This window comes from Paenibacillus sp. CH40, assembly GCF_024213605.1.
GTDB classification, from domain to species: domain Bacteria; phylum Bacillota; class Bacilli; order Paenibacillales; family Paenibacillaceae; genus Paenibacillus; species Paenibacillus polymyxa_B.
Genome location: NZ_JANAVQ010000001.1, coordinates 183,373 through 207,491 on the forward strand (window position 1 = coordinate 183,373; position 24,119 = coordinate 207,491).

Consider the following 24,119-nt stretch of genomic DNA (forward strand, 5'->3'; position numbering starts at 1 on the left):
ATCTGAATCGGTCTTTTCTAGCTTATACGGGGTAATGTACAGCATAAATGACCGTTCAGTCCATCTTGAATCAAAAATATGAAAAGTGTTAAGTGATAATAGTGACCGTAGGCGCAGAGATGGTAGGCGGAGTTGTGATAGTAGAGGTCGTGCCGCTAAAGTCGGATATTTCTATAACAACTGGGACACCTGGTGTAATATCTACGGAGGCAATGACCAAACTTGCTGTGGTTAGAGTGAATAAGGAGCTCTGCTGAATAACTCCGTTAATATAATAATTAGAAGAATCCGTAGCCGCTAATGTCGGCAAAGCAACAACTGGAGCATCTGCGTCATCAACAAAGCTTGCGGCAGGAACAGTTGTTGTTGTTGCGCCGATCATCCCGGCTGTAATGGTTGCAAAAAAACGAGTCACGGCTGGGGTTACAGTCGTGGTTACGGCACCACCAGTTGCTACGGGAGCAGTAGCTACTGCTGTATATACAGGTTTTATGATTGGCATGGTTCTTATCTCCTTTCTTTGTGGTATGAACCATTTTGCTGGCTCTTAATCAATAAATGATTTTTTAACCTATTTGGAAACGGCATATTAACCTTTCTATTAATAATAGGGTAAATGGAGAAGCCCTATTTTGCTACAAATATAAATGGAAGCGGATACTTGGGATCGGCATGCTACAAATGCCTAAAACCCTAAAGGGGGATATGCATACAATACATAGCATGAGAGAAGGAGGTGCATACGGCTGGTATGAGGAGACGCGATTCATCACTAAGAAGGCAAGGAAAGAGAACCGTACATTGTAAGATCATCAGTCGAAGTAAGATTATCAATCGAAAAAAATGTAAAACAAGTCATCCACTCAAAGGCAGAAGAAAAAGAGGACTCCATGCCCAAAAGCATCCAAAGCTAAACATACAACGACGGTATTACAATATTCATGGACGGCATCGGAAGAAAAGGAACTTGGTAGATGCGCGAGAGATCAAAGAGCTGGATGGTAAGCACAGGACTGCTGGTTTAAGGGGAGAACAAGGCATTCCCGGTTTGACAGAACAGCAAGGTCAAGCCGGAACGACAGGAGCACCGGGTGTTCAAGGTTTGGCAGGAGTGCAGGGCGTACCAGGTCCAGCGGGAGCACCGGGAGTCCAAGGAATACCAGGAATACAGGGTCCAGCAGGAACACGGGGAGCGCCAGGAGTGCCAGGTCCGGCTGGAGTCCAAGGCAGTCCAGGTACAACAGGTGCACCTGGCCCTACTGGAGCGCAGGGCATGGCGGGTCCTACTGGAGCCCGAGGTATAACAGGGCCAACCGGCCCGGCAGCTGACATTTCAAATATTGAAATTGTTCCTACGACTGAGCGGTATTTTTATTTTGCTCCTGACCAGATTGATTCTTCAGTCACGATTATGGCGGATCAATTTTCTGTAGATGGTGTGCAGAAGGCTTTTCAACGGTTTAATGTCGGAAGTAACAGTTATGCCAATCTATACATTAATGGAATGATACAAGAAAGCACATTGTACAGCCTGACACCTGCATCGCTGACGATTCGCCTTAACGAAGGGGAGGCAATTCTCTCCGGCACACCTATTATTGTGGAAATTGTTCGGTTTAGTGTGCGATCCAGTGGATGATACTGTTCGCGGTGAGGCAACCCAGAGGCAGATATAGCTGTTTCTTGGGGCAACGAGCCTTTGCGTCCGACATGCCAAAGCTGTAGACTATCTTTGGAGCCTTGGTCATGGATGGCTTGCACGACTTTTTGCAGCGGGGAAATGTGCTCGTCGCTCCATATACCGAGACTGCCTGAGTCTTTTCCCTGCTGGGTGACTGCATGCACCTCAAGCATAATGAGTCCCACCTGTCCTAGTGCCCGTTTTATTCGGTTACATATCTATTTTATATGAATAAAATGTGGTGATACACGTATGATTTAAGGTGTTCATAACTTAATCACGTATAAAAACATGGTGTATTAGGTTAAAATCAATATATTTTAAATGAAGGTATGAAGAGGGAATGAGCCTGCATAAATATAATTTGCATTTTAGTTAGTTATCGCTTACTATAAGCTTATGAATAAGAAAACACATATAGACAGCAAAAAGAAAGATATTCTGCAGGCAGCGATGTGCTTATTTGCAACCAAAGGAATTGACGGGATTTCGGTCAAAGAAATTGGAGAGGCTGCCGGTGTGACGGATGCCGCGATTTATAAGCATTTTAAGAGTAAAGATGCGATGGCCTTGGAAGTATTCGGGCAGTATTGCAATAGCTACACCACATTAATTGACTTCTATCGCAAGCAGAGTGGGAGCTTCGTCAGTCGTTTCCATCAACTGGTGGATGAAGTGCTGAATATGCATGATGAGGACCAGTATGGTTTGCTTCTACTATCACAGCATCATGAGCTGTATGTTGAAGCAAGCCAGAGCCAGAGTGTGCGTCAGCCGCTGGAGGCGTTGACTGAATTCATCGAACAGGGGATTCAACAAGGTGAACTGCCGAAGCAGGATGCTCAGCTATCCGGTGTGCTCATCATTGGAGCTATTACACGCTTGTCCGTGTCCAGCCTGGAAGGTGAACTTCCACAGCAGTTGGTCCCATTTGCAACAGAGGTCAAACAACGTTTAACTGCTTTATTAAGTAAAGGTCAGTAGTGACCTTTTCTTTTTAAATATAAAGTTAGTGTTTTCTAACTAAAATCATAATATGAAGGTAGGAATTGGTTTATATGTCTAAAAAAATATTGGTAATTCAAGGGAATCCTGTCGCTGGCAGTTATGGAGAAGCGTTGGCTCAATCCTATGTAAAAGGAGCGAAGGCTGCAGGGGCAGAGGTTCGTTTGTTGCAGCTATCCGAGCTTGATTTTAATCCAAATCTATTAGGTGGATATCGTAATAAATTGCCGCTGGAGCCTGATTTGATCCAAGCACAGGAGTCGATTAAATGGGCAGAACATCTCGTTTTTGTCTTTCCGATCTGGTGGGGCAGCTTGCCTGCATTAATGAAAGGATTCATTGACCGTACTTTTATGCCGGGATTTGCGTTTAAGTATCAAAAAGGAAAACCCCTGCCTGACAAGCTTCTAAAAGGAAGAACGGCCCGCCTCATTACAACGATGGACGGTCCACACTGGTACTACCGATTTTTCCAGGGACAGCCTGGGCATCGAATGATGAAGGATTCCACGCTGCATCTATGTGGTGTCAAACCAGTGCATTCTACTGCGATTGATCTCATGAATAAATTATCGGATCAGCAGCGCAACGATTGGCTGAGCAAGGTGGAGCAGCTGGGGCGAAACATGAGCTAGATTTTCACCTGCCTGCCCCAAATCCATTGGCTACAGGTAAACCATGGTGGTATCTGATCATAATTGACCTGCGAAAAGGAAAAAGACCACAATGGGAGCAACTGGCTCGCATTGTGGTGTTCGGAATAGCTTATGTTTGCAATCAACGTTATATAAATATCGATGCAACGATTAAAATAAATCCGATCGCTAGACCGGCAGGGCCCCAATAATGCATAGGGATAAAAAAACAGACTGTGCTGGGTTCCCATTCGATGGGGAATTTACAATGTGTAAAACTGGAAAGAAGGCGTCAAGAAGGGGAGGAAAGCTTAGCTGTTATTGTACTGTGTTGATTCTTGAAAAAATATGACCACCATTTAGCTATGTAGGTGGTCATATGATGAATTCAAAAATGTTCCTGTTAGTGGAACACTGTGAACAATTAATCAAGTTTATTGAGGAGCCTTTGCTCGAAGTAGATTTAATCCTAATCCAATGAAGATAATCCCGGTTATTTTGTTTAAATAGCTGCCAAGCCTTTGGTTGACTTTTATTTTTTGGGTAATGTAAGAGGAAAAATAGGCAATAAACAAGCACCATAATAATCCGGTGAACGAAAATGTAAGTCCTAAAATGATAAATGGAATGGGACCAGAAGCCTTTGTATCAATAAATTGTGGAAGAAAGGCAATGAAAAACAAAGAAACCTTGGGATTGGTAAGACTGGTCAACATCCCTTGTAGATATGTTTTTCTGTTGCTGTGTTGTTTATTGGATTCAGATGCTCTAAAACTTGCATTTGTTTTATCTAATAGCATTCTAACCCCTAGATAAACTAAATAAATAACTCCAATTATTTTAATCATGTTGAACACGATAATTGACTTTGTAAGTATAATTGATAAACCAAAAGCAACTAACAACGTATGGATCAAAGAACCACTAATGATACCGAAAACAGAATACACACCGGCTTTTCTCCCCTGTGCAATGCTTTTCCCAATTATATACATTGTGTCTGCACCAGGAATTAGATTTAGGAGGATTCCAGTAAGCAAAAATACTTCATAATTTACAATTCCAAACATTTTTGAGCACCACCTCTTCATTATGAAATACATTAAAAGGTAATGATAATTTAGTAAATAGCTCATTGTCAATCTTCAATATCTGTTATACGTTTATGTAAGTTTACCTAAAAAAACCGCTTTTCACCCCTCCATAGGTCTGGCATGACCTGATCCTAAAGGAGGGAAAGCGGCTTTTACAATGAGAGTATACTACGTAGTTACTCACTCACGATAATCAGCAAAAAACATGGGCAGCCTGTCCTGTGTCAAATGCCCAAAGGATGGGCCGTTGTCATATACCCGTGGAGCAGGCGACAGGCCTATTCTGCGGTTGCTTTCGCTTGTTCCGCTACGAAAACAACAGGCTTCATAATTCGACTCAGCATATCTTGCTTCGGACGATTCCAGGTAGTCCAGTCATCCAGCAGCAGACCGCCTGTGTCACCGCTATTCGGATTCAGGGACCAGTACGTAAAGTACAGGTTGTTGGCACCAATATAGTCTACGAGTGCATTTTGCCATTTCCCCTCAGAAGAAGACAAATCAACATTACGACCGCCGAATTCACCAACCAGCACCGGAGCTATGTTTTGCTTGCTGATGTAGCCCCAGGTTTGATCCCAGATCGCTGGCAAGTTGGACGGGAAGGCCGGATCGTTGAACCATGGCTGCGAAGACACACCAGGGCCGTAATCATGTGGAGAATATACGACACGGTTCGGTACGTCCAGAACGACAGGATAGTTGGCTACACCTGTCAGGTTGCCACCCCACCAGTATTGGCTATTGTTGCCTTGTACATTGTGGTCTACACCTTCTACGAGAATCAGCCAATTCGGATTCACGGACAGAATCGCATTCCCTGCACGTTGTGCCGCCAGACGCCAGTCTGTGGAGGCATTGCCTGTGCCCCAGCTTGCTTGACCGTGTGGCTCATTGTGTAAATCCGCACCAATGACGGTAGGGTTTTTTTTATAACGATCAGCCAACATTTTCCAGTCGCTAATCCAGCGAGACTCAGGGTACTGGGATGTGTACCACAGCTCGGATTGCCCACCTGAGCTTGGACGGTGACGGTCAAGGATAATCTGAATACCGCGTTGTCCAGCTTTTTCGATCAGCTTGTCCATAATTTGAATCGGAGTTAATCCGACCAAATCAGGGTTTTTGTGATAATCAATACTGTCTGGACGGGAACTGGAATCGAATAACTGATTGCTGTAAGGCAGACGAATCAGATTGTAGCCTTCTTTCTTCACTTGATCTAGCATGTCGTCCATTGAGCGGCTCCACAGTCCATGCAAGGTGTAATTAGGGGTTTCCAAACCGAACCAGTTCAGACCGTTAAATGCCGCCTCTTTCCCGGATTCGTCTACAATCTTGTTTCCTTGGGTATGATAATATCCTTTCACACTGGCTGCATCTGCTGAAGCGGGAGTATAGCCATACAGTGTGAAGCCCATTACGAGGGAGGCAATGACGAAAAATGTTTTTTTCATTCCTTTTTTCTTCATAATTCTGCTTCCTCCTTTATTTAAAAGAAATTGTAACCGATTACATTTTTATTTTATGTTCAAATCTTCCATCAAACAAGTTCATAAAATTCGTATCTTTCTAAGATTTCGTTCGAATTCAATAGAGTCGTAACAACGGATGGTTAAGCTAAGTGTCCAGCTTTTGTGGGAGCGGTTGTTTATGGGCTGGATGGCACGCTCTAACTCTTTATTTATTATATTTTCCTGCTGTAAAAGAAGGTATATAATAAAGTGAAATTCACTTTACATACAGGTTGCAGAATATATATATTTGAAAATTAACACGCATGACATGCAAAAAAGAAAGGAGGGTAATTATGGTAACAACGATGAAGGAAGTTGCAGAACGTGCCGGGGTGTCGAAGAGTACAGTTTCGCAGTTTCTACAAAAGAGATACAACTATATGAGTGAAAACACCAAGAAGAAGATCGAGCAAGCGATTGAGGATCTCAGTTATATACCCAATGAGGTGGCACGTAGTCTCAAGCAGAAGAAGACCTTCATTGTGGGAGTTATTTCTTCAACCATTTTATCGAGATTTACTACAGAAGTCGTGCGTGCCATTGAAGATGAATGCCAACTGGAAAATGTCCAGGTCATTGTCTGCAATACCGATGATGATTCGCTCAAAGAGAAAAAGTATGTCCAGTCGATGATTGCTCGGCAAGTGGATGGACTTATCATTTTCCCGACGGAAGAGAACAAGAAATTATATGTTTCCCTTGTCAAGAATGGCTATCCTTTCGTGTTTGTGGACCGGAAAATCGATGAAATCAGCGTAGATACGGTGCTATTGAATAATGAAAAGGCCAGCGAGCTTGCGGTTGAAGCACTCATTGAGCATGGTCATAACAACATTGGGATTATCACGTTCCCCTTAGGCAAAAAAGCGATCACTACACGAAGTGAGCGACTGTCAGGTTATCGAAATACGTTGGGCAAACATGACATCCCAGTGAATGAAAACTACATCAAAAGCGGCAGGTTGGATGAAATGCCCAATCTGATTGGACAACTATTCCACATGGAGAATCCGCCCACTGCAATTATTGCTACGAATGACATGATTTTGGAGCAGGTACTGATTTATGCCAAAAACAATCATCTGACCATACCTAATGACTTTTCCTTGATTGGCATAGATGATGTATCCTTTGCATCTTTTTATAATCCACCGATCACAACCGTTTCCCAGCCGAGTTTTGAAATGGGGAAAAGAAGTGCGAGGCTGCTGCTGGAGAAAATTGATCAAAAAGAACAGGATCATGAGGAGCTGTCAGAAATCATCCGAATGAATCCGGTCATTAACCACAGAGAATCTGTCCAAAAACTGAACTGAATAATTGAATAAGTCCTTTTTATCTTTTTGAAAACGTTTTTATGAATTCTATTGTAAAAAGAAAATAAAGAGCTATAATGGTCTTATGATTCGAGTCATGAATACCCTTTCATTTATGTATGTCCTGATTTTAGTGATGTTGCGATTGAAGAGAGGGGAGGAATGGAGCTTAGACGAATAATGTATGGAGTTAGTTGTGATTTAATTCACAAAAATGATTCTGCTTCTTTTTACATTCCCGGAAGGGAAATTTTTTTCGTGTATTACTAAATCGATTTAGTAAGAATGGAAAATAAATAAAAGAAAGTCGGAGATCACTATGGAAATGTTTATGAGCATTATCAGGGAGCCATCCATCATTATCGCGATTGTGACATTACTCGGCCTTATATTCCAGAGAAAGAAAGTATCAGAAATTATTACGGGAACTACCCTTTCTTTTATGGGCTTCACCATGATCAAGGTCGGCGGCGGCATTTTAGGTGGCGTTCTCACTAACTTCAGCCAAATTTTTTCTTATGCGTTCAACCTTAAAGGTGTCGTACCCAGCAATGAAGCCATTATGGCACTGACCATTGATCAGATCGGGGCGGATGCTGCGCTCATTCTGCTCTTTTCCATGATCCTTAACATCGTGCTTGCACGCCTGACCAAGTTCAAGTACATTTATTTGTCTCTTCACTTGATTTTGTTTATGAGCTTTGCCGCTACAGCCGTTATGAAAGGTCTGGGTCTCAGTTCGCTGACTACGATCATCGTCGGTTCTTTGGTAATTGGGAGCTATATGGCGGTGTTTCCTTACCTCCTCCGGAATGCCAGCAAAAACATTATTAAATCGGATGAATATACGATTGCTCATGCTTCCATGACCTCTTACATTCTAGGTACCTATTTAGGGAAAGTTTTTGGCAACCGTGAAAATGACACCGAAAATGTGAAAATTAATGACCGCATCAGTTTTTTGCGCGACCCCAATGTTGCAACGACCTTGACGATGCTTGTGCTTTTACTGGTATCTGGACTGGTTGCTGGTTCTGATTATGTCAGCAAATTATCGGATGGGAAAGAATATATCGTCTTTATCCTCGAACAGTCAGCTATTTTTGCTGCCGGCTTGTATATCGCAAAAGCAGGTGTTAAGCTGTTCACAACTGAAATTGTACCCGCTTTCAAAGGCTTCTCCCAAGTGTTCGCACCTGGAGCAATCCCTGGTGTGGATGTTCTGGTACTGTTCGATAAATCACCCAATTCCGCGTTGGTAGGCTTCTTGGTCAGCTTCTTCACAGGCGTTGCCTGCGTCTTTCTTTTCCCGTTTATCGGATTGCCTGTCATTGTGCCGGGGATCATGGCCTGCTTCCTTGCTGGTGGTGCAGCCGCGATATTCGGCAATTCCAGCGGTGGTTTCAGAGGAGCTGTTATTTCCAGTTGTCTTAATGGATTCTTGCTCTGTCTGCTGCCGGCTCTCACCTTGCCGCTCTTTTCTTTTTTGGGTGCCGAAGGGGTAACGTTCGCCGATCCCGACTTTACTACCCTTTCCGGAGTACTTTGGCTTATTTTTCGCTGGTTTTAAACTAAATCGATTTATGAGTTTTTTCAAAATAACTTATCTAAATCATTTGTGCTTAAAAAGAGGAGGAATTATCCATGTTTTTTAACGACCAAGATATTCAAATTGACATCGTTGACAGTAATACCACCCGGAAAGTGCTGGCCCACAGCGACCAGCTTATGTATGTCAAAGTGATGTTTGCTAAAGCCCAAACAGGGGAGATCCTGTTGCATAAGCATGTCCATGAGCAAGTCACTTATGTAATAAAGGGAAGTTTTAAGTTCATGATCGATAATGGCGAAACCAAGGAAGTCCAGACCGTCAAAGAAGGAGACAGCATCCATTTTCCATCCGATACTCTTCATGGCTGTATCCCACTGGAGGATGGCGGTATTCTGCTAGATGCATTTACACCAGCACGTGCAGATTTTCTGTAAATCCCCTTACAAAATACGGTTTATCTACCCCGAGATCTGGAGGGATTTACGAAGCCTTTCCGCGGCAACCAACTGAGGCGGATGATGCCTTCTGGCATGTCCAATACATTTCATTTTTATCTTTTTTAGAAGAAGACCTGCAAGTATGTTATATTTAACAAACGGCAATCGTGATGAACAGTAATATAGTGATTTTTAGAAAAGGATGAGATGATTTTGGAAAACAACGAAACTCAGCAAGAATTTGCAGAAGTATATGAGCAGCTTAAAGTAGCTGCAAACCGAACCTCCGATTGGAAAACACGCCTAGCCGCGGTAAATGATCTGGGTGCATGGAAGAACCAGCAGACGATTGACTTGCTGACACACCGTTTGAATAATGATACGGTATATGCCGTTCAGGAAGCCGCTTACCGCAGACTTCAGGAATGGGGCGAGAATGTACAGCCGCCTGTGCGCAAAGAGGGTGAACTTGTTAAGGGTCTGACGAAGATTCTGGTGCGGATTAAAAAAAGCCTGCCAGCCGACCATACCTATAACGATTTTCGCGAGAAGCTGCACAAGATGAGAGTCGATATTTATGACATCTATGAAGGCGACAAGGGTGCTGAATTTGATCAGTGGCTGGAGCAAAAATGGGCTTCGTTATCTACAAGATAATGTCTGAACCCTGTAATTGAATGTGTATTTAAGGATCAATACTGGTGATGCAGACAGAGCCTTAACAAGGATAAGGGATTATCTTTGTTAAGGTTTTTTTAGCTTGTTCTCCTTAAGAATCACGCCCTTTATCTTTATGCCACTGTATATATACTTCGGCAATATGGTACGATGGGATCGGATTATTTTAGTGTGTACATGGGAGGGACTAACATGAGCAAGGCGAAGCTGTGTTTTATCGGGGCGGGCTTTCACGCTTCAACCAATATATATCCTGCTGTTATTGGGGCAGGTGCTGAAATTCAGGCGATTGCGACTAGAGATCTAAGCAGATCGAAGACAGCACTTCAGCGGTTTGGAAGCAGCGGCACACCTTATGACAATTACAAGGCTATGCTGGAGCAGGAAGACTGTGATGGAGTTGTCGTGATTGCACAAGCGGCAGATCATCCTTCGCTCGTACTAGACTGCATTAAGGCTGGAAAACATGTCTTTGTAGACAAGCCACTGGGTTGGAATGCGGAGGAAGCGGCCCAAATTGCAGATGCGGCAGAAGCAGCAGGCGTTGTTCTGATGGTCGGCTTCATGAAGCGCTACGCACCTGTATACATAAAATTAAAAGAATGGATTGAGGGTGGCTCGCTTGGAGCCGCACGCTCATTTCAGGCGAAATTTCTCGTGGACAGTACCCTGTTTTGTAAAACCGGCGAAGATTTCATGAAGCTGGCGGCGGTCCACATGGTCGATCTGGTACGTTATTTGTTCGGGGAAGTGGTACAGGTTACCGGATTTGCGAACGATAACGGTGAGTGTATTTCCCATACGATTGCCCTGAAATTTAAAAATGGTGTAGTGGGCAGCGTATACTTCGCAGGTATGACAGCATGGACACGCGAGAGTGAAGGGATCACGGTAACCTTTGATCACGGTTTTGCGAACGCGGATGAAGTGAACACACTGATCATTCACAAGTCGGAGAGTCATACAGAGCTTCCTTGGAAATCCCTTGCGGAAAATGATACGGTTCTGACACCGTCAGCCTCCGCGATGTCGGGCGGATACCGTGATTTGTACTTGCGCGGTTTTGTTGGTGAAATCGCACATTTCATGAACTGCTGCCAAGAAGGACGGACGCCTGATTCAAGTGGACGGGACAACGTGAAAACGATGGAACTGTGCGACCGCATTTTGGCTGCGCTCCAATAGGATACCCATTTCATATACAAGTTTCGGAGCCTGGACGGTACCTTAGTTTGGGTGATTTGAAAGAAGCTTCGGTTTAACTGGTCAGTAGATGGCTCCTGCATTTGTCGGGAGTCATTTTTTTCGTTTACCCTACGATCTTTCTATTTCATAGCATTCCTGCCCATTTTAATTAATCTCTGCTGAAAATACGCCAACAAAGACGAATGATGCGATAGAATAAGAAAAGGAAAGCGTTATCATCACCCATTTTTTCTGCGATGGTTCAGGGGGAGAAGGCATATGCGTTCAAGGTCAAGGTTTCAACCATTAAACACATTACGTAATCAGATTTTTATCGGATTTATACTAGTGATGCTCATTATGATGAGTGTAGCAGGGGCGTTCATTTATCTCAATGTATCTCACCTGTTAAAAGACAGTGCCGAGCGACATATTGGTCAGACCGCGGTACAAGCAAGCGGTAGGCTGGATGCATTAATCGGCCAGATGGACAGCTTGACGGAGCAGGTCGCGAATCACCCGTCTGTTCAGCATATTTTGCTGGAGGAGCGTAACGGGGGCAAGGTAAATTTTGGACAGCGTCAATCCCTACTGCAAGTGATGCATAGCTATCAGGCATATATGCCGAGTGTCGGCTCACTGGAGCTGTATACCGCCGAAGGAAAGATGTTGTTTCCGATTAGAGAGGGCAGCCTGGAGGAACGTATTGGACAGGCAGACATCCGGGAAGCGAATCAGATGAAAGGAAGACTGGTCTGGATCGGTATTGATCCCGAAGACCCTCGGTCACTGCTGGCAATTCGGCAGGTGAGCCTGGTGGATCGCTGGTTCTCACGAGGAGGGTACTTGATTACCCGTATGGAGCGAAGTTATTTTGGACTGAATGGTGCGTCAACAGTCAATGAAGAAGCGGATGAAACCATGCTGCTTGTAGATCGTCAAGGCCAGCTGCTGTCGGGTGAACCAATGAACCAGACGGATTTGTCAGGTGTACTGCATAGCAAGACACAGACGGTTCATATTGGGGAGCGGGAATATGTGAAGGCGGTTCAGCAGTCGGAGCGGACGGGCTGGTCGCTGCTGATCCTGATTCCAGTTAGCGTCGTCACAGACGGAATTACGGTTTTACGGACTACACTTATCATTTCTGCGTCTCTTGGTGCCGTGCTATTCCTATTTATGTCCTTTATGTTGTCTACGTTGATTACAAGACCGATAGGTCACTTGATTCAGGCGATGCGTCGTTCACGGGAAGGGGCATTGGCCCTGAATCCAGAACCGGCAGCAGCAGTCGAGCTACGAGAATTGAACGCAGAGTACAATACGATGATTGTCGATATCAATGAATTGATCCGGGTTATTTGCGAGAAGGAGGTTTTACAAAGCCAGACCGAGCTTAAAGCTCTGCAGGCACAGATCAATCCGCATTTTCTTTTTAATACGCTGGATGCTTTCAACTGGTCGTTACAGGAGAAGGGAGAGGAGGAGCTTGCGGGACTGATGGTGTCCATGTCGCGGCTGTTTCGTTATGTTATCGAACCGGCTCATCATGACTCTTGGGTGACCCTCGGGGAAGAAATGGCGCAAATCCGTCGTTATCTGGAACTGATGGAGATGCGTCTGGGTGAACGTCTGAGCTGGCAAATTCATATGCCTTCAGAGGCAGCCAGAATTCCGCTTCCTAAACTGCTGATCCAGCCTATTCTAGAGAATGCCATTTTGCATGGTGTCGAAAATCGCATCGGCAACGGCCGCGTTGAAATCAGTGTCACTCCTTCGACCAGATCGGGTTGGACCAAGATCGCGGTCATAGATAACGGACCTGGAATGACAATGGAAGAACTTGCAGCTGTGCGTACAGCGTTGATGGGGGGAGCAGCCTGCCAGAGCAAGGGAACCGGTATGGGACTAGTGAATGTGCAGCGCAGGCTCACGCTCTATTATGACAGCGCATCTTATCCAACGGACGGTGTGCTGATACATAGTGCTGAGCAGGAAGGAACTGTGGTCGCTTTTGAAATTCCTGATGAATATGGAGGGCGGTAGGAATGAGTGTTTCATCCAAAACCATTGTCATTGTAGACGATGAACAGCGAACACGTCAGGGGATACACCAGACATTGGAGCAATGGGCCGCCGGGAAATACCGGATTGTGACATTCGATAATGGTTTGGAAGCATTAACTATACTGCGAGCGGAGACGGTTCATCTGTTGATTACGGATGTCCGGTTGCCGGAATTCAGTGGGCTGGATTTAATCCGCTCTCTGCAACGAGATTCACGACGACCAGCGATCATTGTCATCTCGGGTTATGCGGAGTTTGATTATGTCCAGCAGGCTCTTCGTCTGGGAGCCGTCAATTATTTGCTCAAACCGATTGATAAGCAGGAGCTGCTGAATGCGGTCAATGAAGCGCTTCGGCTGGAAGAGGAGCGGCAGCGGTACGAGAAGCTGGACAAGCTGGCAGACCCTGTTCTGCTAGAGCTTGATCTCCAGGCGGCTACTCTTAGTGATGCGGTACGACGTGCCTTCACCTATATGGCGGAGCATCTTCACGAATCCATTACGATGGCGCAGACTGCCGCGCATTCACACCTGAATGCGAGCTATTTTAGTGTTTTATTCAAGGAGCAAAGTGGTTTGTCCTTCAGCGAATATCTGCATCGACTGCGGATTCAACGAGCCAAGGAGCTGCTGCTGCATACCCAGTTGACGATTGCCCAAATCGGCGAGCGATCAGGCTACCGGACAGATAAATATTTTATTAAAGTATTCAAAGCGACCGAGGGGATAAGTCCTAGCCGCTACAGGCAGCAGATGCGTACAGGACCAGAGAATATTGACTGACAGTAGGCAGATCAAACCCAATAAAAGTGGAATTATACCCAATGAGTGTACCCTGTTGGAAGCAGGAATGAAGTGCTAAACTTACAAATGATAACGGTTACAAAAATATAAATACAATAAACGGAGGTCTAACGATGTCCAACGAGTATGGTTTGCGTAAGCGCTCACATCAAAAATGGTTTGCTGGGTTGACCCTGCTGCTGTCATTTATACTGGTGCTATCCGGTTGCGGTGCTGGCAAGGATGGTCAAGGCGGTTCCAGTGGAGAAGGGGGAAAGGTTACACTTAAAATGATGCACCTGTGGCCAGAGGGAAGTTCGGCACAGCAGAGCAAGCTTGTGACTCAGATTATAGATCAATACCAAGAGGATCATCCGAATGTCGTCATTCAGCAGGAAGTGCTGGAGAATGAACAATATAAAAACAAACTCAAAGTCCTGTCAGCTTCCAATGAATTGCCGGATATCGGCATCACCTGGGCAGCGGGTTTTATGGAGCCTTACGTTAAAGGTGGATTATTTACGCCGATGGATGACCTGTTGAATGGTTCCAAGCTGAAGGACAAATTCGTACCGGGAACGACCGAAGCTTATGCGCTGAATGGCAAAACGTATGCGCTTCCGATTGAATTGAACATTACACCTATTTATTATAACAAAGCCATATTCCAAAAATACAACTTGAAGGTACCTGCGACATTTGACGAATTTAAGCAAGTTGTGAAAACACTTACGGATCATGGAGTTGCACCGATTGCATTGGGCAATAAAGACCGCTGGACCGGCTCGCTCTGGTATATGTATCTGGCGGACCGTATAGCAGGTAACGAAACGCTGAAAAAAGCGATTGACGGCTCAGGATCGTTTGATGACCCTGGTTTAATTCAGGCGGCCTCCGAAGTCCAGACGCTTGTGGATATGAATGCCTTTAACAAAGGATTTAACGGCTTGTCCAATGATGAGGGAAAATCCGAGTTTATGAACGACAAAGCGGCTATGTATTTAATGGCTACTTGGGAATTGCCGAATTTTACGACCAATCCTGCAATCCCGCAAGCATTTAAAGATCAAATTGGCTTCTTTAAATTCCCGATGGTTGAAGGCGGCAAGGGCAACGAGAACAGTTGGGTAGGAGGTCCGGGAGTAGGTTTGTTCGTTTCGGAAAATTCCAAGGTAAAAGAAGAGGCCAAAGCGTTCGTTGAATACTTCGTAGTCAAGTGGGGAGAGCAATCGGTCACACAGGCGGGCGTAATTCCGGCGACGAAAGTGGACACCTCCAAAGAAAAATTGCCCAAGCTGTATGTCGATTTGCTGAACGGACTGAATCAAGCCAGCAGCATTACATTGTTCGCCGATGTACAGATGAAGCCGAATGCAGCGCAGGTACATTTGAATATGATTCAGGCGTTGTTTGGTAAAGCGGTGACACCGCAACAATTTGCCGAGCGGCATAAGGCTGCCATCGAGAAAGAAAATTGAAACTGAAATTGACCACCTAAGGAGGTCCGACCGTGGAAAAGGTCATGTCCAATAAGCTTGTCATTGCTCTATATGTATTGCCTTCTCTGCTGCTGTTATTCGCCGTAATATATGTACCCATCGTACTGACCGGCTATTACGGCCTGAATCAGTGGAATGGAATCGGCTCTATGACTTTTGTGGGGCTGGACAATTATCAACATTTGCTCACTGACAGTGCATTCTGGCAAAGTGCCTGGCATTCGCTGCTGTTGGCCTTGTTTTCAGGCATCAGTCTGATCGGTTATCTGGTCATTGCGATGATTTTGTCAGGAAAAATCAAGGGAGCGAATCTGCTGCGGAAAATTTATCTGATTCCCATGCTGTTGTCATCTGTAGCGATCGCACAGCTGTGGCTCAAAATGTATCATCCAACGAACGGAGTGTTCAATTCCATACTGGCGTCGGTCGGAGTCCACAATCCGCCTGAATGGTTAGCTAATCCGTCCTTGGTGCTGTTTGCTTTGTTCATTCCGATTATTTGGCAATATGCAGGCTTTTATATCCTGATCTATTATGCCGGGCTGAAAAACATTCCCGAAACGCTGATGGAGGCTGCCCGAATCGACGGGGCCAGTGCCTGGCAGATTGCGACTCGTATCAAATTGCCCCTGCTGCGCGAGGTGATTAACGTTACGATCATATTGTCCATTGTCGGCTCGCTCAAATATTTTGACCTCATCTACGTCATGACGGACGGTGGACCGAATGGAGCCAGTGAAGTGATGGCCTCTTACATGTATCACCAGGCATTCCGCAGCTTTGATTTTGGATACGGCAGCGCCACAGCCTTTGCCCTGCTGCTCATCTGTCTGATCGCTACGTGGCTGATTCGCAAGGTTACGGCTACGAGTGACACCATCCAGTATTCATAATGCAGTCTTGCTAATAGATGAGGGTAACAAAGGACAGGAAGAGGGAGGAACGGATATGAAAACCCAGGCAGCCGCCAACTATCCGCTTAGAGTCGCTACCCGCGGCAAAATGTTAATTCGGGTCGGTTATGCCGCTTTGTATATCATTTTAATCATCTTGGCGGTGACGCAGCTTTTACCGCTGGTGTGGCTGATGTTGTTCTCGCTTAAAAATAATCAGGAAGTGTTTAACCTTCCGCCGTTTGCACTCCCGTCCCAGCCGCATTGGGAGAACTATATGAATGTGTGGACCAGCGGCAATATCGGGCGGTATTTTTTCAATAGTGTGTGGATTACGGTCATATCCGTGGCGTTGACGGTGCTGCTGGCCAGCTTTGTAACGTTTGCCATTACGCGTATGCGGTGGAAAGGAAGTCAGCTGGTTCTCGGGCTATTTATGGTCGGACTAATGATTCCAGTCCATTCCACCTTGATTCCGTTGTTCAGTATGTTTCTCAAATTGCATTTAACAGATACTTCACTCTCCATCATCCTGTCGTATGTTGCTTTTAATCTACCGACAACGATGATGATCTTGCTGGGCTTCTATTACGCCTTGCCCCGTGAAGTGGAAGAAGCGGCCGTTATGGACGGCTGCTCCGTCAACCGGATGTTCTTCCGAATCGTGCTGCCCATGACAACCCCTGTCATGGCAACGACATCTATTATTAACATGATCTATAACTGGAATGAGTTTATTTTCGTTAATACGTTCATCAGCTCGGACGAAAACAAAACACTGACCGTTGGTGTCCAGAACTTTATCGGACAATATACGACCGACTGGGGAGCTATCGGAGCTACGTTGATGATCAGCATTTTGCCCATTTTGCTAGTGTTCCTCATCATGAGTGACCGGATTGTGGAAGGGATCGCGGCCGGGTCGGTTAAGGGGTAAAACAAATTCCCCTGATTAGAAGAGCACCCTCTAGTGTAGACATTGGAACAAACCTCTTGGTTTGTCCGGTGAATACTAGGGGGGCATTTTTGTGTAAGTCTGGTTTTGAATTGAAGGGAATACTTAATGAAGTAGCTCCATAATTTTAAGTCCTTTCAGAAATTAAATGGAAAGCAAACGAACGTGTTGATATTTATTTACCGACCAATTGTGTGAATGGATCAGAGGTTATGATGTGGTTGGTAACCCTGATAGGGAGGAATGGCAAGTTGTGTTATACATATAGGAATTGGGATTCATTCTGCTAATTGACTGCTTATTTTTGGCATGAAAAAGGCACATTCCTACTCGTATCTCAAGTGGGACTGTGCCTTTAAAAGGCTATCATATTTGTGTTAAGTTGTTGGTTTGCATATCTGTTAATATTATAAATTAAATTTGTCCGAAGTTATTAACAAGCTATTGACATGGCTTATTTGAATCTTTCTAAACCATGATATGGATTCGAAATATTTTCACCAACTTCCTCAATTGCTTCTATTATTTCTTCCAATATTAATTTATTTATATTCTTATCTTGATTTATTGAATCTTTAATTTTTTGAAAGCAATTCTTTAGTCCGAGGTTTACAACAATTGAAAGAATGATATCTACATCATCATAAGAATCAGTATTCCATAACCTGTGAAGAATCTTATCTATACTATTTCTTACTTCACTTTCCAATAACTCGTAGGTCATAACTTGTCTATCTGTTAATTGGCTAAGAATTAATAAAAAATCCTTTTTCTCAATTTTACCAGTATTAAATTCATTCAATACGTTTTGAAACATCAATGCTAATGTTTCTGTTGGTAATACATCTGGTAATTTCTCAATTTCTTTAAGATTCATTTTTTTATTTCCCCTCTATGGGTATTTCCAAGTAAAGCACGTCATCTTGCATTCGTTTCTGATTACAGAAGCAGCAGATGAGTACAAACTGTGAGTCAAGATAGATATGTAATGTATTACGGGGGTTGTTTGGTATTAAGAAACGAGAGGTGATATTTAATAAACAACCCAGCATATGTATTTATCGGTTAAAAGAGAGATTTAGTTTACAGAATGAACCATTGGAAGCGGTATTTACAATGTGTATTTCTGGAAGTAGGAGATACCGGAGGGGAGTTTTGAGTAGAAAAAAGCATATAATAGGTAGTAAGAGAGAGTATAAAAAGATATTTATAAAAGATTGAACTTTAATGAGAGATGAGGGTTCATATTATGCCAAAAAACGATAATATGCTGGCCATTCTATGGATGCTGAATTCGGGCGTAAAAATGACTGCAAAACAAATATCCGAAAAGTTAGAAATAAATATAAGGACAGTTTATCGTTATATTGATGCACTATGTGCCAGTGGAGTGCCTATAATATCCGACCCAGGTCATAATGGCGGGTATAGCTTGCTGAATAATTTTATCAGAGCGCCTCTACTATTTGATATGGAGGAAAAAAAGGCACTCCTTCATGCTGCTATTTTTGCAAAAGAGGCTGGATACCCTTTGAGTGAGGCATTAGGCAATGCGACATCAAAATTGAAAATGTATTCGAATCAAGAGCAGGAAAGTATACTTAGCCGTCATTTAGCCGGATTTGAAGTGATTAACCGCATGGGAGACCCTTCTCTTCAGCCGATATTGGCGGAATTGGAGCAAGCTGTAGCCAACGAATTCTCTGTAGAAATGGATTATCGCACAAGCCATGAAGAACAACCCAAGAATAGGGTGATAGACCCCTATGGAATGGTTTACTGGAACAACAAATGGTACACTGTTGCATTTTGTCACCTAAGAAATGAGATCCGTAGCTTTCGGGCAGATCGGATTCTACAAATCAAGCGTACTCCAACCCTATTTAAGCGTTCCGAAGCTTTTTCGGCCCGTGAATTTTTTATGCACAATCTGTTACCTGATTTAGTAGGCAAGGACGGTTTAATTTCTTTAATGATCGAAGGCAGGCCAGAGGCATTGGATGACTTATGTCTGCATTGGTTTTTGGGGCATCATCTGAAAGAGCGGACATCCAATCAAGCCATCTTTTTGCTTGAGGAAAAATCACTTCATACATATGTCCCTTATTTACTCCTACCCTACGGGAAGTCCATTCAAGTCATCGAACCACAGAGTTTGAAGAAAAAGCTTGTTGCTGTTGCGTCGGAGTTAATGGAATACTATCAACGTTAATAGCTTCACTGACAGCAGATGTCAGTGAAGCTTTTTTATAATGATGATAATCATTGATTACCGAAGGATGATTGGTATCACTTGATAAATTATAAAATAAGGAGAACTTGCAAATGAATAATACAGTATATCTTTATGTGTTTGACACAATGGCAGACTGGGAGATCGGTTACTTAACTGCCGAACTGAACTCGGGAAGGTATTATAAAAAGGGGCTGGTCCCATCCAAAATAGTTACCGTGGGAATGGAGAAGACTCCTGTCACTACCATGGGCGGATTGAAAATCCTGCCTGACATCACACTGGATGAGTGCAGCATTGAAAGTACAGATATACTGATTTTACCTGGTGGTAATACATGGACAGAAACCATTCACCAACCCATCTTAAAAATCGCTGAGAGGTGTTTAGAGGAAGGGATATGGGTTGCAGCGATTTGTGGTGCTACCATGGGACTTGCCCAGGCAGGATTGCTGAATTCACGTTGGCATACAAGCAATGATCTGGAATACCTTAAAATGATATGTCCCACCTACACGGGCGAAAATTATTACAAAATGGAGTCTGCTGTAACGGATGGAAAACTGATCACTGCATCTGGAACAGCTCCGTTGGAATTTTCCGTACACGTTTTGAAAGCTCTGGGTGTGTTTTCTTCTAAAACATTAGAAGCCTGGTATAGTCTAAATAAGACTCGCGCATCCAAATATTACTATGAGTTGATGAATTCAATCCAATAAAGGTATAAGCATAAAATTGAACTGTTACGATCATTTAAAGGAGGAGTAAAAATGACTGAAAGCAGAGAATATGTGGGAGTGTCAGGTAAATATACAAAGAAGGGAATACCCAACGGTTTTACGTCTATTACCCCGTTTATTACAGTGAAGAATCCTTCGGAAGCAATAGAGTTCTATAAAACGGTTTTCAATGCAAGGGTTAAGGATATTACTGAATATCCTTATGAGAATGGCAATAAAATAATTGTTCATGCTGAATTAGATTTTGGGAATGGTTTTTTGCAGCTGGGAGCAGCGAATCCGACATATCAATTGGTCTTGCCGCCAGATGCAGAGAATGCGTGTTATTCTTTCGGAATTTACGTAATGAATGTTGATCAGGTAATTGAAAATGCGGTAGCAAGAGGAGCAAAAGTAAGGGAACCAGTTACAAACTTTGTTTCAGGTGATCGATTCGGAAGTATATTGGATCCTTGTGGAGTAAGATGGTCTATTATGACCAGGATCGAGGATTTGTCCGAAGAAGAAAGTAGTCGTAGGGTTGCTGAATGGGCCAAAAGCTTTAGTGGAGAATAAATGCAATCACTTTTTTGATGAAAAGTGTTAAAAGTGACTATCTGCTAAAATGATGTTAAGGAAAGATTGAATATAGGAAGCATTGGTATTTTGCTCTTCAATGAGGATCTAGTTGATAAATGGAGAGAGGCTCTTCAAGTCTGGTACATAAGGCTTGAAGAGCAATAATAACGATTAATGCATAGCAGAAAAAGTTTGGAAAAGGGGTTCGATTTGAAAATATAAAAAGTTATACCATTTTATAAAGATCAGTTTCCGGAAAATATCAATTACAATTCGAAGAAAAACAAGAAGATTAGGATATGTAAGCTTTCAACACAAACAAATTCTGGTTTTCTATGATGGTTGGTGTCCTGTTTGTTAATGAATTAGAAAGGCGAATGCATAGTTTCTAACTGAATGATCCCAATAAAATACAACGCGAAATTGACTCTGTTGCACAAATTTGTACAATAATACCATATCTATGGTGGGCGGTTCCCTTTATAATTATTTTCAAAAAATGGGTATAGGCGGTTATTTGTATGATTATATAGCTTCTAAAAGAAAAGTGATCCCTGTGGGGAACTGTGATGATTTATGTGAACTTCAGCCTAAGCGTGTCCATTAAGGAGCAAAGTATGAAAATAATTTTATTGTTAGTAGCTATAATTTTAATATTTGTTCTCATATGTATCCTGTTTTTGTTCATTGCGAAGCGCCAAAATAATAAGAAAACAGAAATGGATGTTCTGAACTTTTTAAAGGAAAATCCGAGTAAAGCATCTTTGTATATGGTCAAAAATGGTATGGAGAAAATCAGCTATAACTCAGAAGTTAAAATGCCGCTTGCCAGCACGGCCAAAGTGATCATTGCTATCGAATTTGCTCGCCAAGTTGCGGCGGAAATATTAGACGAGCAGGAACTTGTTCCTTTAGAGGAATTAAATAAATTTTATATCCCTGGTTCCGATGGTAACGCTCATCATAACTGGATCAAATCCATTCGCGCAAACCATAAAGAGGTTCAAGGTAAAATTACGTTATTGGATATTACTCACGGTATGTTAGCATATAGTTCCAATGCTAATACAGAATTTCTAATGGCGAAAATGGGTTTGGATAAGATAAATGAGAATATTATGAAACTCTCACTTTCTTCTCATGATAAAATCTTTCCTTTTTCATCTGCGGGATTCATGTCTCCTTATATCCAAGAGACCGAAAACATAGGCTTTAAAGAGTCGATACAAAAGATAAGTGAGATGAGCTACGAGGAATATATGAAAAAATCTATTGAAATTCATCAGATTTTAAATCGTGATCAGGGGTTAGAATGTATTCAGAAATGGAACACCAGGCAGAATTATGTACGAAAGCTTCAAGTGCTGGAATCGCGCAAGCTTCCTCGTTCAACGACTAAAGAATATGCTTACCTCATGAAGCTCATACACAAGGAGGAGTTGGTTCCTTCTACTATAAATCCATATCTAAAAATGCTAATTCAGCGACAAGTGGATAACTCCAAGTTAATAGAGTTCGGAAACAAAGGTGGATCTACCATTTCTGTTCTAACAGAGGCTTTATATTGTACGGATCGGGAAGGAAATGACATTCAACTAGCCATGTTTATTCAAGATGATTCTGGGGTGGATCATATTTGGCTCAAGCAGAAGCTGGATTTGTTTTTTTACAAATTATTAACGGATACTGCATTTCAAGAAGAGGTAAGAAGCAAATTATCATATGATAAGGGAAGTAATTGAATGTTTTTTTATTTTGTAAAAATGCTGCTGATTCCACTTATACTTTACTGGATCATGGCTTACTTTCCATTTAAAAATCGTATTTCGTGTCTCTTTATGGTTTATTAGCGATGTATCAAGTTTTTATTTGTATTTTATTTAGTATTTCATACATTATCTCCACTCCTTTAAAACGACGGTTTGAGAATTTGTGTACCAGGTTTCTAGGGGCTGCAGTAAATACCACTACGATCAATGGAACATTACATGTTGACATTAAGAAATAAAGCTTGATAGTTTAGGAGTAGTTAACAAACTAATTGCTCTTTAAGTCTGGTACATAAAAAAATCTTCTTTTGTACAAGGACGCATAGGAATTTTGTCAATTTTAAATTGTGAGACAAATTCATTTAAACATTCGATAATTATTCTCTTATTAAAAAGATGTTGCTGTATAAAAAAATACTGGTGGCCCTTAAAGATGTGTTAGGAGCCACCAGTAAAAACTAATTTATGATATTGTTACATAATAAGAGCCATCTTTCGATACACACCTTAATTTTGACTAAGAATTATTGTCCAATTTGTTCTAAGATTTGTGTGTAAGCATTCCTATAATGATCGGGGTTAGGATCTTCACCTATTATCTTGGGTACGTCAAAGTCAGACAGCAAGAAATGGTGTTTGGGTTGAACTTCATGCCTTGCTAAGCAACTCTTGCAACAGGACAAGGGACAGCCGTCAATTGCAATAATGTCACGTCCCGATTTTGCTGTTCTGACAAGTGGTTTGACATCACCACCAACACCAGCTATGCAGGACATTTCAGCGACTTTTTCTCGATCCATTTGTATAGCGATCATGTTAGCGGTTTGTGCTGCGGAGGAACATCCAGAACATGAATAGACAAGAGGTAAATCAGTTCTTTTCATCTTTGTACACTTCCTTGTTTTTTCTTTGTGATCCATCACAGTATCTTTGGTTTTAGATGAAATAAAATTTAAAATTGTTTGTATTTTAACTTAAATTTACAGTCTAAACCGTGATCATGATCACGACAACATTTTGTAAAATCCTTATAGGGCTAACTGTGTGTATACAATTCAGCCAGATCCCCCTTTTTAACTTTAATTTTTCTAATAGAGAATTAGCCCTATCTAAATATAAATCTGGATAGTCTTCCTTAATCACCATTAAAATTTCTTTAAGTAAGAAATTACTAAATCTTTTGAATTTAAAAGTGTCCGACGGATTCTCTCTGCCCAAAATTCTGCATGGGGCAACATTTTGAAAGTACCCAAAGCCAATTTTGGTGAATAGATGCTCATCTTTTGATGAACATGAATTCTGTTGTTCGCTGGCGTAGTGCTTCCTTAAACCAATCTGGCCAATTTGACATAACATATTTGCCCACCGTAGTTTAGTGTGTTTATGTTAAACTCTGATGAGGAGAGATAACAAGTCATTGTTTTTGTGTAAAAAAAGCTCATCCCTACTCAAAGATTCAAGTTGGAATAAGCTTTGGAAAATTTTCGTTTAGTTATGGGGGAATTGTAGTAGTAACTGATCAA

General features: G+C 42.6%; 22 protein-coding genes and 1 pseudogene. 17 read left to right on the forward strand and 6 right to left on the reverse strand.

The features are described 5' to 3' along the window. Window positions 1–88: 88 nt before the first annotated feature. Window positions 89–502 carry a DUF4183 domain-containing protein gene (locus NLX73_RS00740; protein WP_250266444.1) on the reverse strand — a complete coding sequence of 138 codons (414 nt, stop codon included), beginning with the start codon at window positions 500–502 and terminating at the stop codon, window positions 89–91. 465 nt (window positions 503–967) lie between these two features. Here NLX73_RS00740 and NLX73_RS00745 point away from each other — a divergent pair, with 465 nt between their 5' ends. Beyond that, window positions 968–1,639, forward strand: coding sequence for a DUF4183 domain-containing protein (locus NLX73_RS00745; RefSeq protein ID WP_302055241.1), 672 nt, complete (start codon window positions 968–970; stop codon window positions 1,637–1,639). Between the two features lie 50 nt (window positions 1,640–1,689). Here NLX73_RS00745 and NLX73_RS24880 read toward each other — a convergent pair. Beyond that, window positions 1,690–1,899, reverse strand: a pseudogene (locus NLX73_RS24880) (oxidoreductase); the annotation flags it as partial. A 181-nt stretch (window positions 1,900–2,080) separates the two neighbouring features. On the opposite strand from NLX73_RS24880, the gene NLX73_RS00755 reads away from it, so the two are divergent. Then, window positions 2,081–2,665 carry a TetR/AcrR family transcriptional regulator gene (locus NLX73_RS00755; protein ID WP_254325102.1) on the forward strand — a complete coding sequence of 195 codons (585 nt, stop codon included), beginning with the start codon at window positions 2,081–2,083 and terminating at the stop codon, window positions 2,663–2,665. A 74-nt stretch (window positions 2,666–2,739) separates the two neighbouring features. Further along, complete coding sequence (locus NLX73_RS00760) at window positions 2,740–3,321, forward strand: NAD(P)H-dependent oxidoreductase (RefSeq protein WP_235308961.1); 582 nt, start codon at window positions 2,740–2,742, stop codon at window positions 3,319–3,321. A gap of 434 nt (window positions 3,322–3,755) precedes the next feature. On the opposite strand, the gene NLX73_RS00765 is transcribed toward NLX73_RS00760, so the two are convergent. After that, on the reverse strand, window positions 3,756–4,391 hold the full coding sequence (locus NLX73_RS00765) for a LysE family translocator (RefSeq protein WP_254325103.1): 636 nt from the start codon (window positions 4,389–4,391) through the stop codon (window positions 3,756–3,758). 302 nt (window positions 4,392–4,693) lie between these two features. Beyond that, window positions 4,694–5,887, reverse strand: coding sequence for a glycoside hydrolase family 5 protein (locus tag NLX73_RS00770; RefSeq protein ID WP_254325104.1), 1,194 nt, complete (start codon window positions 5,885–5,887; stop codon window positions 4,694–4,696). Between the two features lie 338 nt (window positions 5,888–6,225). Here NLX73_RS00770 and NLX73_RS00775 point away from each other — a divergent pair, with 338 nt between their 5' ends. The 10 genes from NLX73_RS00775 to NLX73_RS00820 all read left to right on the forward strand — a co-directional run bounded on the left by NLX73_RS00775 (window position 6,226) and on the right by NLX73_RS00820 (window position 17,278). Continuing rightward, complete coding sequence (locus NLX73_RS00775; protein ID WP_061828751.1) at window positions 6,226–7,248, forward strand: substrate-binding domain-containing protein; 1,023 nt, start codon at window positions 6,226–6,228, stop codon at window positions 7,246–7,248. A gap of 325 nt (window positions 7,249–7,573) precedes the next feature. After that, window positions 7,574–8,818, forward strand: coding sequence for a PTS ascorbate transporter subunit IIC (locus tag NLX73_RS00780; RefSeq protein WP_226887745.1), 1,245 nt, complete (start codon window positions 7,574–7,576; stop codon window positions 8,816–8,818). Window positions 8,819–8,892: 74 nt separating this feature from the next. After that, complete coding sequence (locus NLX73_RS00785) at window positions 8,893–9,234, forward strand: cupin domain-containing protein (protein WP_023989787.1); 342 nt, start codon at window positions 8,893–8,895, stop codon at window positions 9,232–9,234. A gap of 216 nt (window positions 9,235–9,450) precedes the next feature. Further along, window positions 9,451–9,894, forward strand: coding sequence for a HEAT repeat domain-containing protein (locus NLX73_RS00790; protein WP_013311410.1), 444 nt, complete (start codon window positions 9,451–9,453; stop codon window positions 9,892–9,894). A 213-nt stretch (window positions 9,895–10,107) separates the two neighbouring features. Continuing rightward, window positions 10,108–11,100 (forward strand): Gfo/Idh/MocA family protein, encoded by a 993-nt coding sequence (locus NLX73_RS00795; protein ID WP_254325105.1) that lies wholly within the window; start codon window positions 10,108–10,110, stop codon window positions 11,098–11,100. A 279-nt stretch (window positions 11,101–11,379) separates the two neighbouring features. Then, window positions 11,380–13,146 carry a cache domain-containing sensor histidine kinase gene (locus tag NLX73_RS00800; protein ID WP_254325106.1) on the forward strand — a complete coding sequence of 589 codons (1,767 nt, stop codon included), beginning with the start codon at window positions 11,380–11,382 and terminating at the stop codon, window positions 13,144–13,146. Between the two features lie 2 nt (window positions 13,147–13,148). Continuing rightward, window positions 13,149–13,949 (forward strand): response regulator, encoded by an 801-nt coding sequence (locus tag NLX73_RS00805; RefSeq protein ID WP_254325107.1) that lies wholly within the window; start codon window positions 13,149–13,151, stop codon window positions 13,947–13,949. A gap of 134 nt (window positions 13,950–14,083) precedes the next feature. Then, entirely contained in the window at window positions 14,084–15,427 is a 1,344-nt protein-coding gene (locus NLX73_RS00810; protein ID WP_254325108.1) for an extracellular solute-binding protein, read from the forward strand. Window positions 15,428–15,459: 32 nt separating this feature from the next. After that, window positions 15,460–16,341, forward strand: a complete 882-nt coding sequence (locus NLX73_RS00815) for a carbohydrate ABC transporter permease (RefSeq protein WP_039273005.1) — start codon at window positions 15,460–15,462, stop codon at window positions 16,339–16,341. 55 nt (window positions 16,342–16,396) lie between these two features. After that, a complete protein-coding gene (locus NLX73_RS00820) occupies window positions 16,397–17,278 on the forward strand; it encodes a carbohydrate ABC transporter permease (RefSeq protein WP_254325109.1) in 882 nt (293 codons plus the stop codon). Window positions 17,279–17,750: 472 nt separating this feature from the next. Here NLX73_RS00820 and NLX73_RS00825 read toward each other — a convergent pair whose 3' ends face one another. After that, window positions 17,751–18,173, reverse strand: coding sequence for a hypothetical protein (locus NLX73_RS00825; protein WP_061828757.1), 423 nt, complete (start codon window positions 18,171–18,173; stop codon window positions 17,751–17,753). A 372-nt stretch (window positions 18,174–18,545) separates the two neighbouring features. On the opposite strand from NLX73_RS00825, the gene NLX73_RS00830 reads away from it, so the two are divergent. From NLX73_RS00830 to NLX73_RS00845, 4 genes are all read left to right on the forward strand, one after another. Continuing rightward, window positions 18,546–19,508: a helix-turn-helix transcriptional regulator gene (locus NLX73_RS00830; protein ID WP_254325110.1), complete on the forward strand. Its 963-nt coding sequence runs from the start codon at window positions 18,546–18,548 to the stop codon at window positions 19,506–19,508. Between the two features lie 113 nt (window positions 19,509–19,621). Then, window positions 19,622–20,248, forward strand: coding sequence for a type 1 glutamine amidotransferase family protein (locus tag NLX73_RS00835; RefSeq protein WP_254325111.1), 627 nt, complete (start codon window positions 19,622–19,624; stop codon window positions 20,246–20,248). A 51-nt stretch (window positions 20,249–20,299) separates the two neighbouring features. Next, window positions 20,300–20,824 carry a VOC family protein gene (locus tag NLX73_RS00840; RefSeq protein WP_254325112.1) on the forward strand — a complete coding sequence of 175 codons (525 nt, stop codon included), beginning with the start codon at window positions 20,300–20,302 and terminating at the stop codon, window positions 20,822–20,824. A gap of 620 nt (window positions 20,825–21,444) precedes the next feature. After that, a complete protein-coding gene (locus tag NLX73_RS00845; protein ID WP_254325113.1) occupies window positions 21,445–22,569 on the forward strand; it encodes a serine hydrolase in 1,125 nt (374 codons plus the stop codon). Window positions 22,570–23,120: 551 nt separating this feature from the next. On the opposite strand, the gene NLX73_RS00850 is transcribed toward NLX73_RS00845, so the two are convergent. After that, window positions 23,121–23,480: a putative zinc-binding protein gene (locus tag NLX73_RS00850; RefSeq protein WP_013311396.1), complete on the reverse strand. Its 360-nt coding sequence runs from the start codon at window positions 23,478–23,480 to the stop codon at window positions 23,121–23,123. Window positions 23,481–24,119: the final 639 nt, after the last annotated feature.

What these genes read in the sequence shown, in the direction of transcription:
- NLX73_RS00740 (WP_250266444.1), bottom strand. Translation starts at nt 502, where the DNA reads ATGCCAATCATAAAACCTGTATATACAGCAGTAGCTACTGCTCCCGTA.
- NLX73_RS00755 (WP_254325102.1), top strand. Translation starts at nt 2,081, where the DNA reads ATGAATAAGAAAACACATATAGACAGCAAAAAGAAAGATATTCTGCAG.
- NLX73_RS00760 (WP_235308961.1), top strand. Translation starts at nt 2,740, where the DNA reads ATGTCTAAAAAAATATTGGTAATTCAAGGGAATCCTGTCGCTGGCAGT.
- NLX73_RS00765 (WP_254325103.1), bottom strand. Translation starts at nt 4,391, where the DNA reads ATGTTTGGAATTGTAAATTATGAAGTATTTTTGCTTACTGGAATCCTC.
- NLX73_RS00770 (WP_254325104.1), bottom strand. Translation starts at nt 5,887, where the DNA reads ATGAAGAAAAAAGGAATGAAAAAAACATTTTTCGTCATTGCCTCCCTC.
- NLX73_RS00775 (WP_061828751.1), top strand. Translation starts at nt 6,226, where the DNA reads ATGGTAACAACGATGAAGGAAGTTGCAGAACGTGCCGGGGTGTCGAAG.
- NLX73_RS00780 (WP_226887745.1), top strand. Translation starts at nt 7,574, where the DNA reads ATGTTTATGAGCATTATCAGGGAGCCATCCATCATTATCGCGATTGTG.
- NLX73_RS00785 (WP_023989787.1), top strand. Translation starts at nt 8,893, where the DNA reads ATGTTTTTTAACGACCAAGATATTCAAATTGACATCGTTGACAGTAAT.
- NLX73_RS00795 (WP_254325105.1), top strand. Translation starts at nt 10,108, where the DNA reads ATGAGCAAGGCGAAGCTGTGTTTTATCGGGGCGGGCTTTCACGCTTCA.
- NLX73_RS00800 (WP_254325106.1), top strand. Translation starts at nt 11,380, where the DNA reads ATGCGTTCAAGGTCAAGGTTTCAACCATTAAACACATTACGTAATCAG.
- NLX73_RS00805 (WP_254325107.1), top strand. Translation starts at nt 13,149, where the DNA reads ATGAGTGTTTCATCCAAAACCATTGTCATTGTAGACGATGAACAGCGA.
- NLX73_RS00810 (WP_254325108.1), top strand. Translation starts at nt 14,084, where the DNA reads ATGTCCAACGAGTATGGTTTGCGTAAGCGCTCACATCAAAAATGGTTT.
- NLX73_RS00820 (WP_254325109.1), top strand. Translation starts at nt 16,397, where the DNA reads ATGAAAACCCAGGCAGCCGCCAACTATCCGCTTAGAGTCGCTACCCGC.
- NLX73_RS00825 (WP_061828757.1), bottom strand. Translation starts at nt 18,173, where the DNA reads ATGAATCTTAAAGAAATTGAGAAATTACCAGATGTATTACCAACAGAA.
- NLX73_RS00830 (WP_254325110.1), top strand. Translation starts at nt 18,546, where the DNA reads ATGCCAAAAAACGATAATATGCTGGCCATTCTATGGATGCTGAATTCG.
- NLX73_RS00835 (WP_254325111.1), top strand. Translation starts at nt 19,622, where the DNA reads ATGAATAATACAGTATATCTTTATGTGTTTGACACAATGGCAGACTGG.
- NLX73_RS00840 (WP_254325112.1), top strand. Translation starts at nt 20,300, where the DNA reads ATGACTGAAAGCAGAGAATATGTGGGAGTGTCAGGTAAATATACAAAG.
- NLX73_RS00845 (WP_254325113.1), top strand. Translation starts at nt 21,445, where the DNA reads ATGAAAATAATTTTATTGTTAGTAGCTATAATTTTAATATTTGTTCTC.
- NLX73_RS00850 (WP_013311396.1), bottom strand. Translation starts at nt 23,480, where the DNA reads ATGAAAAGAACTGATTTACCTCTTGTCTATTCATGTTCTGGATGTTCC.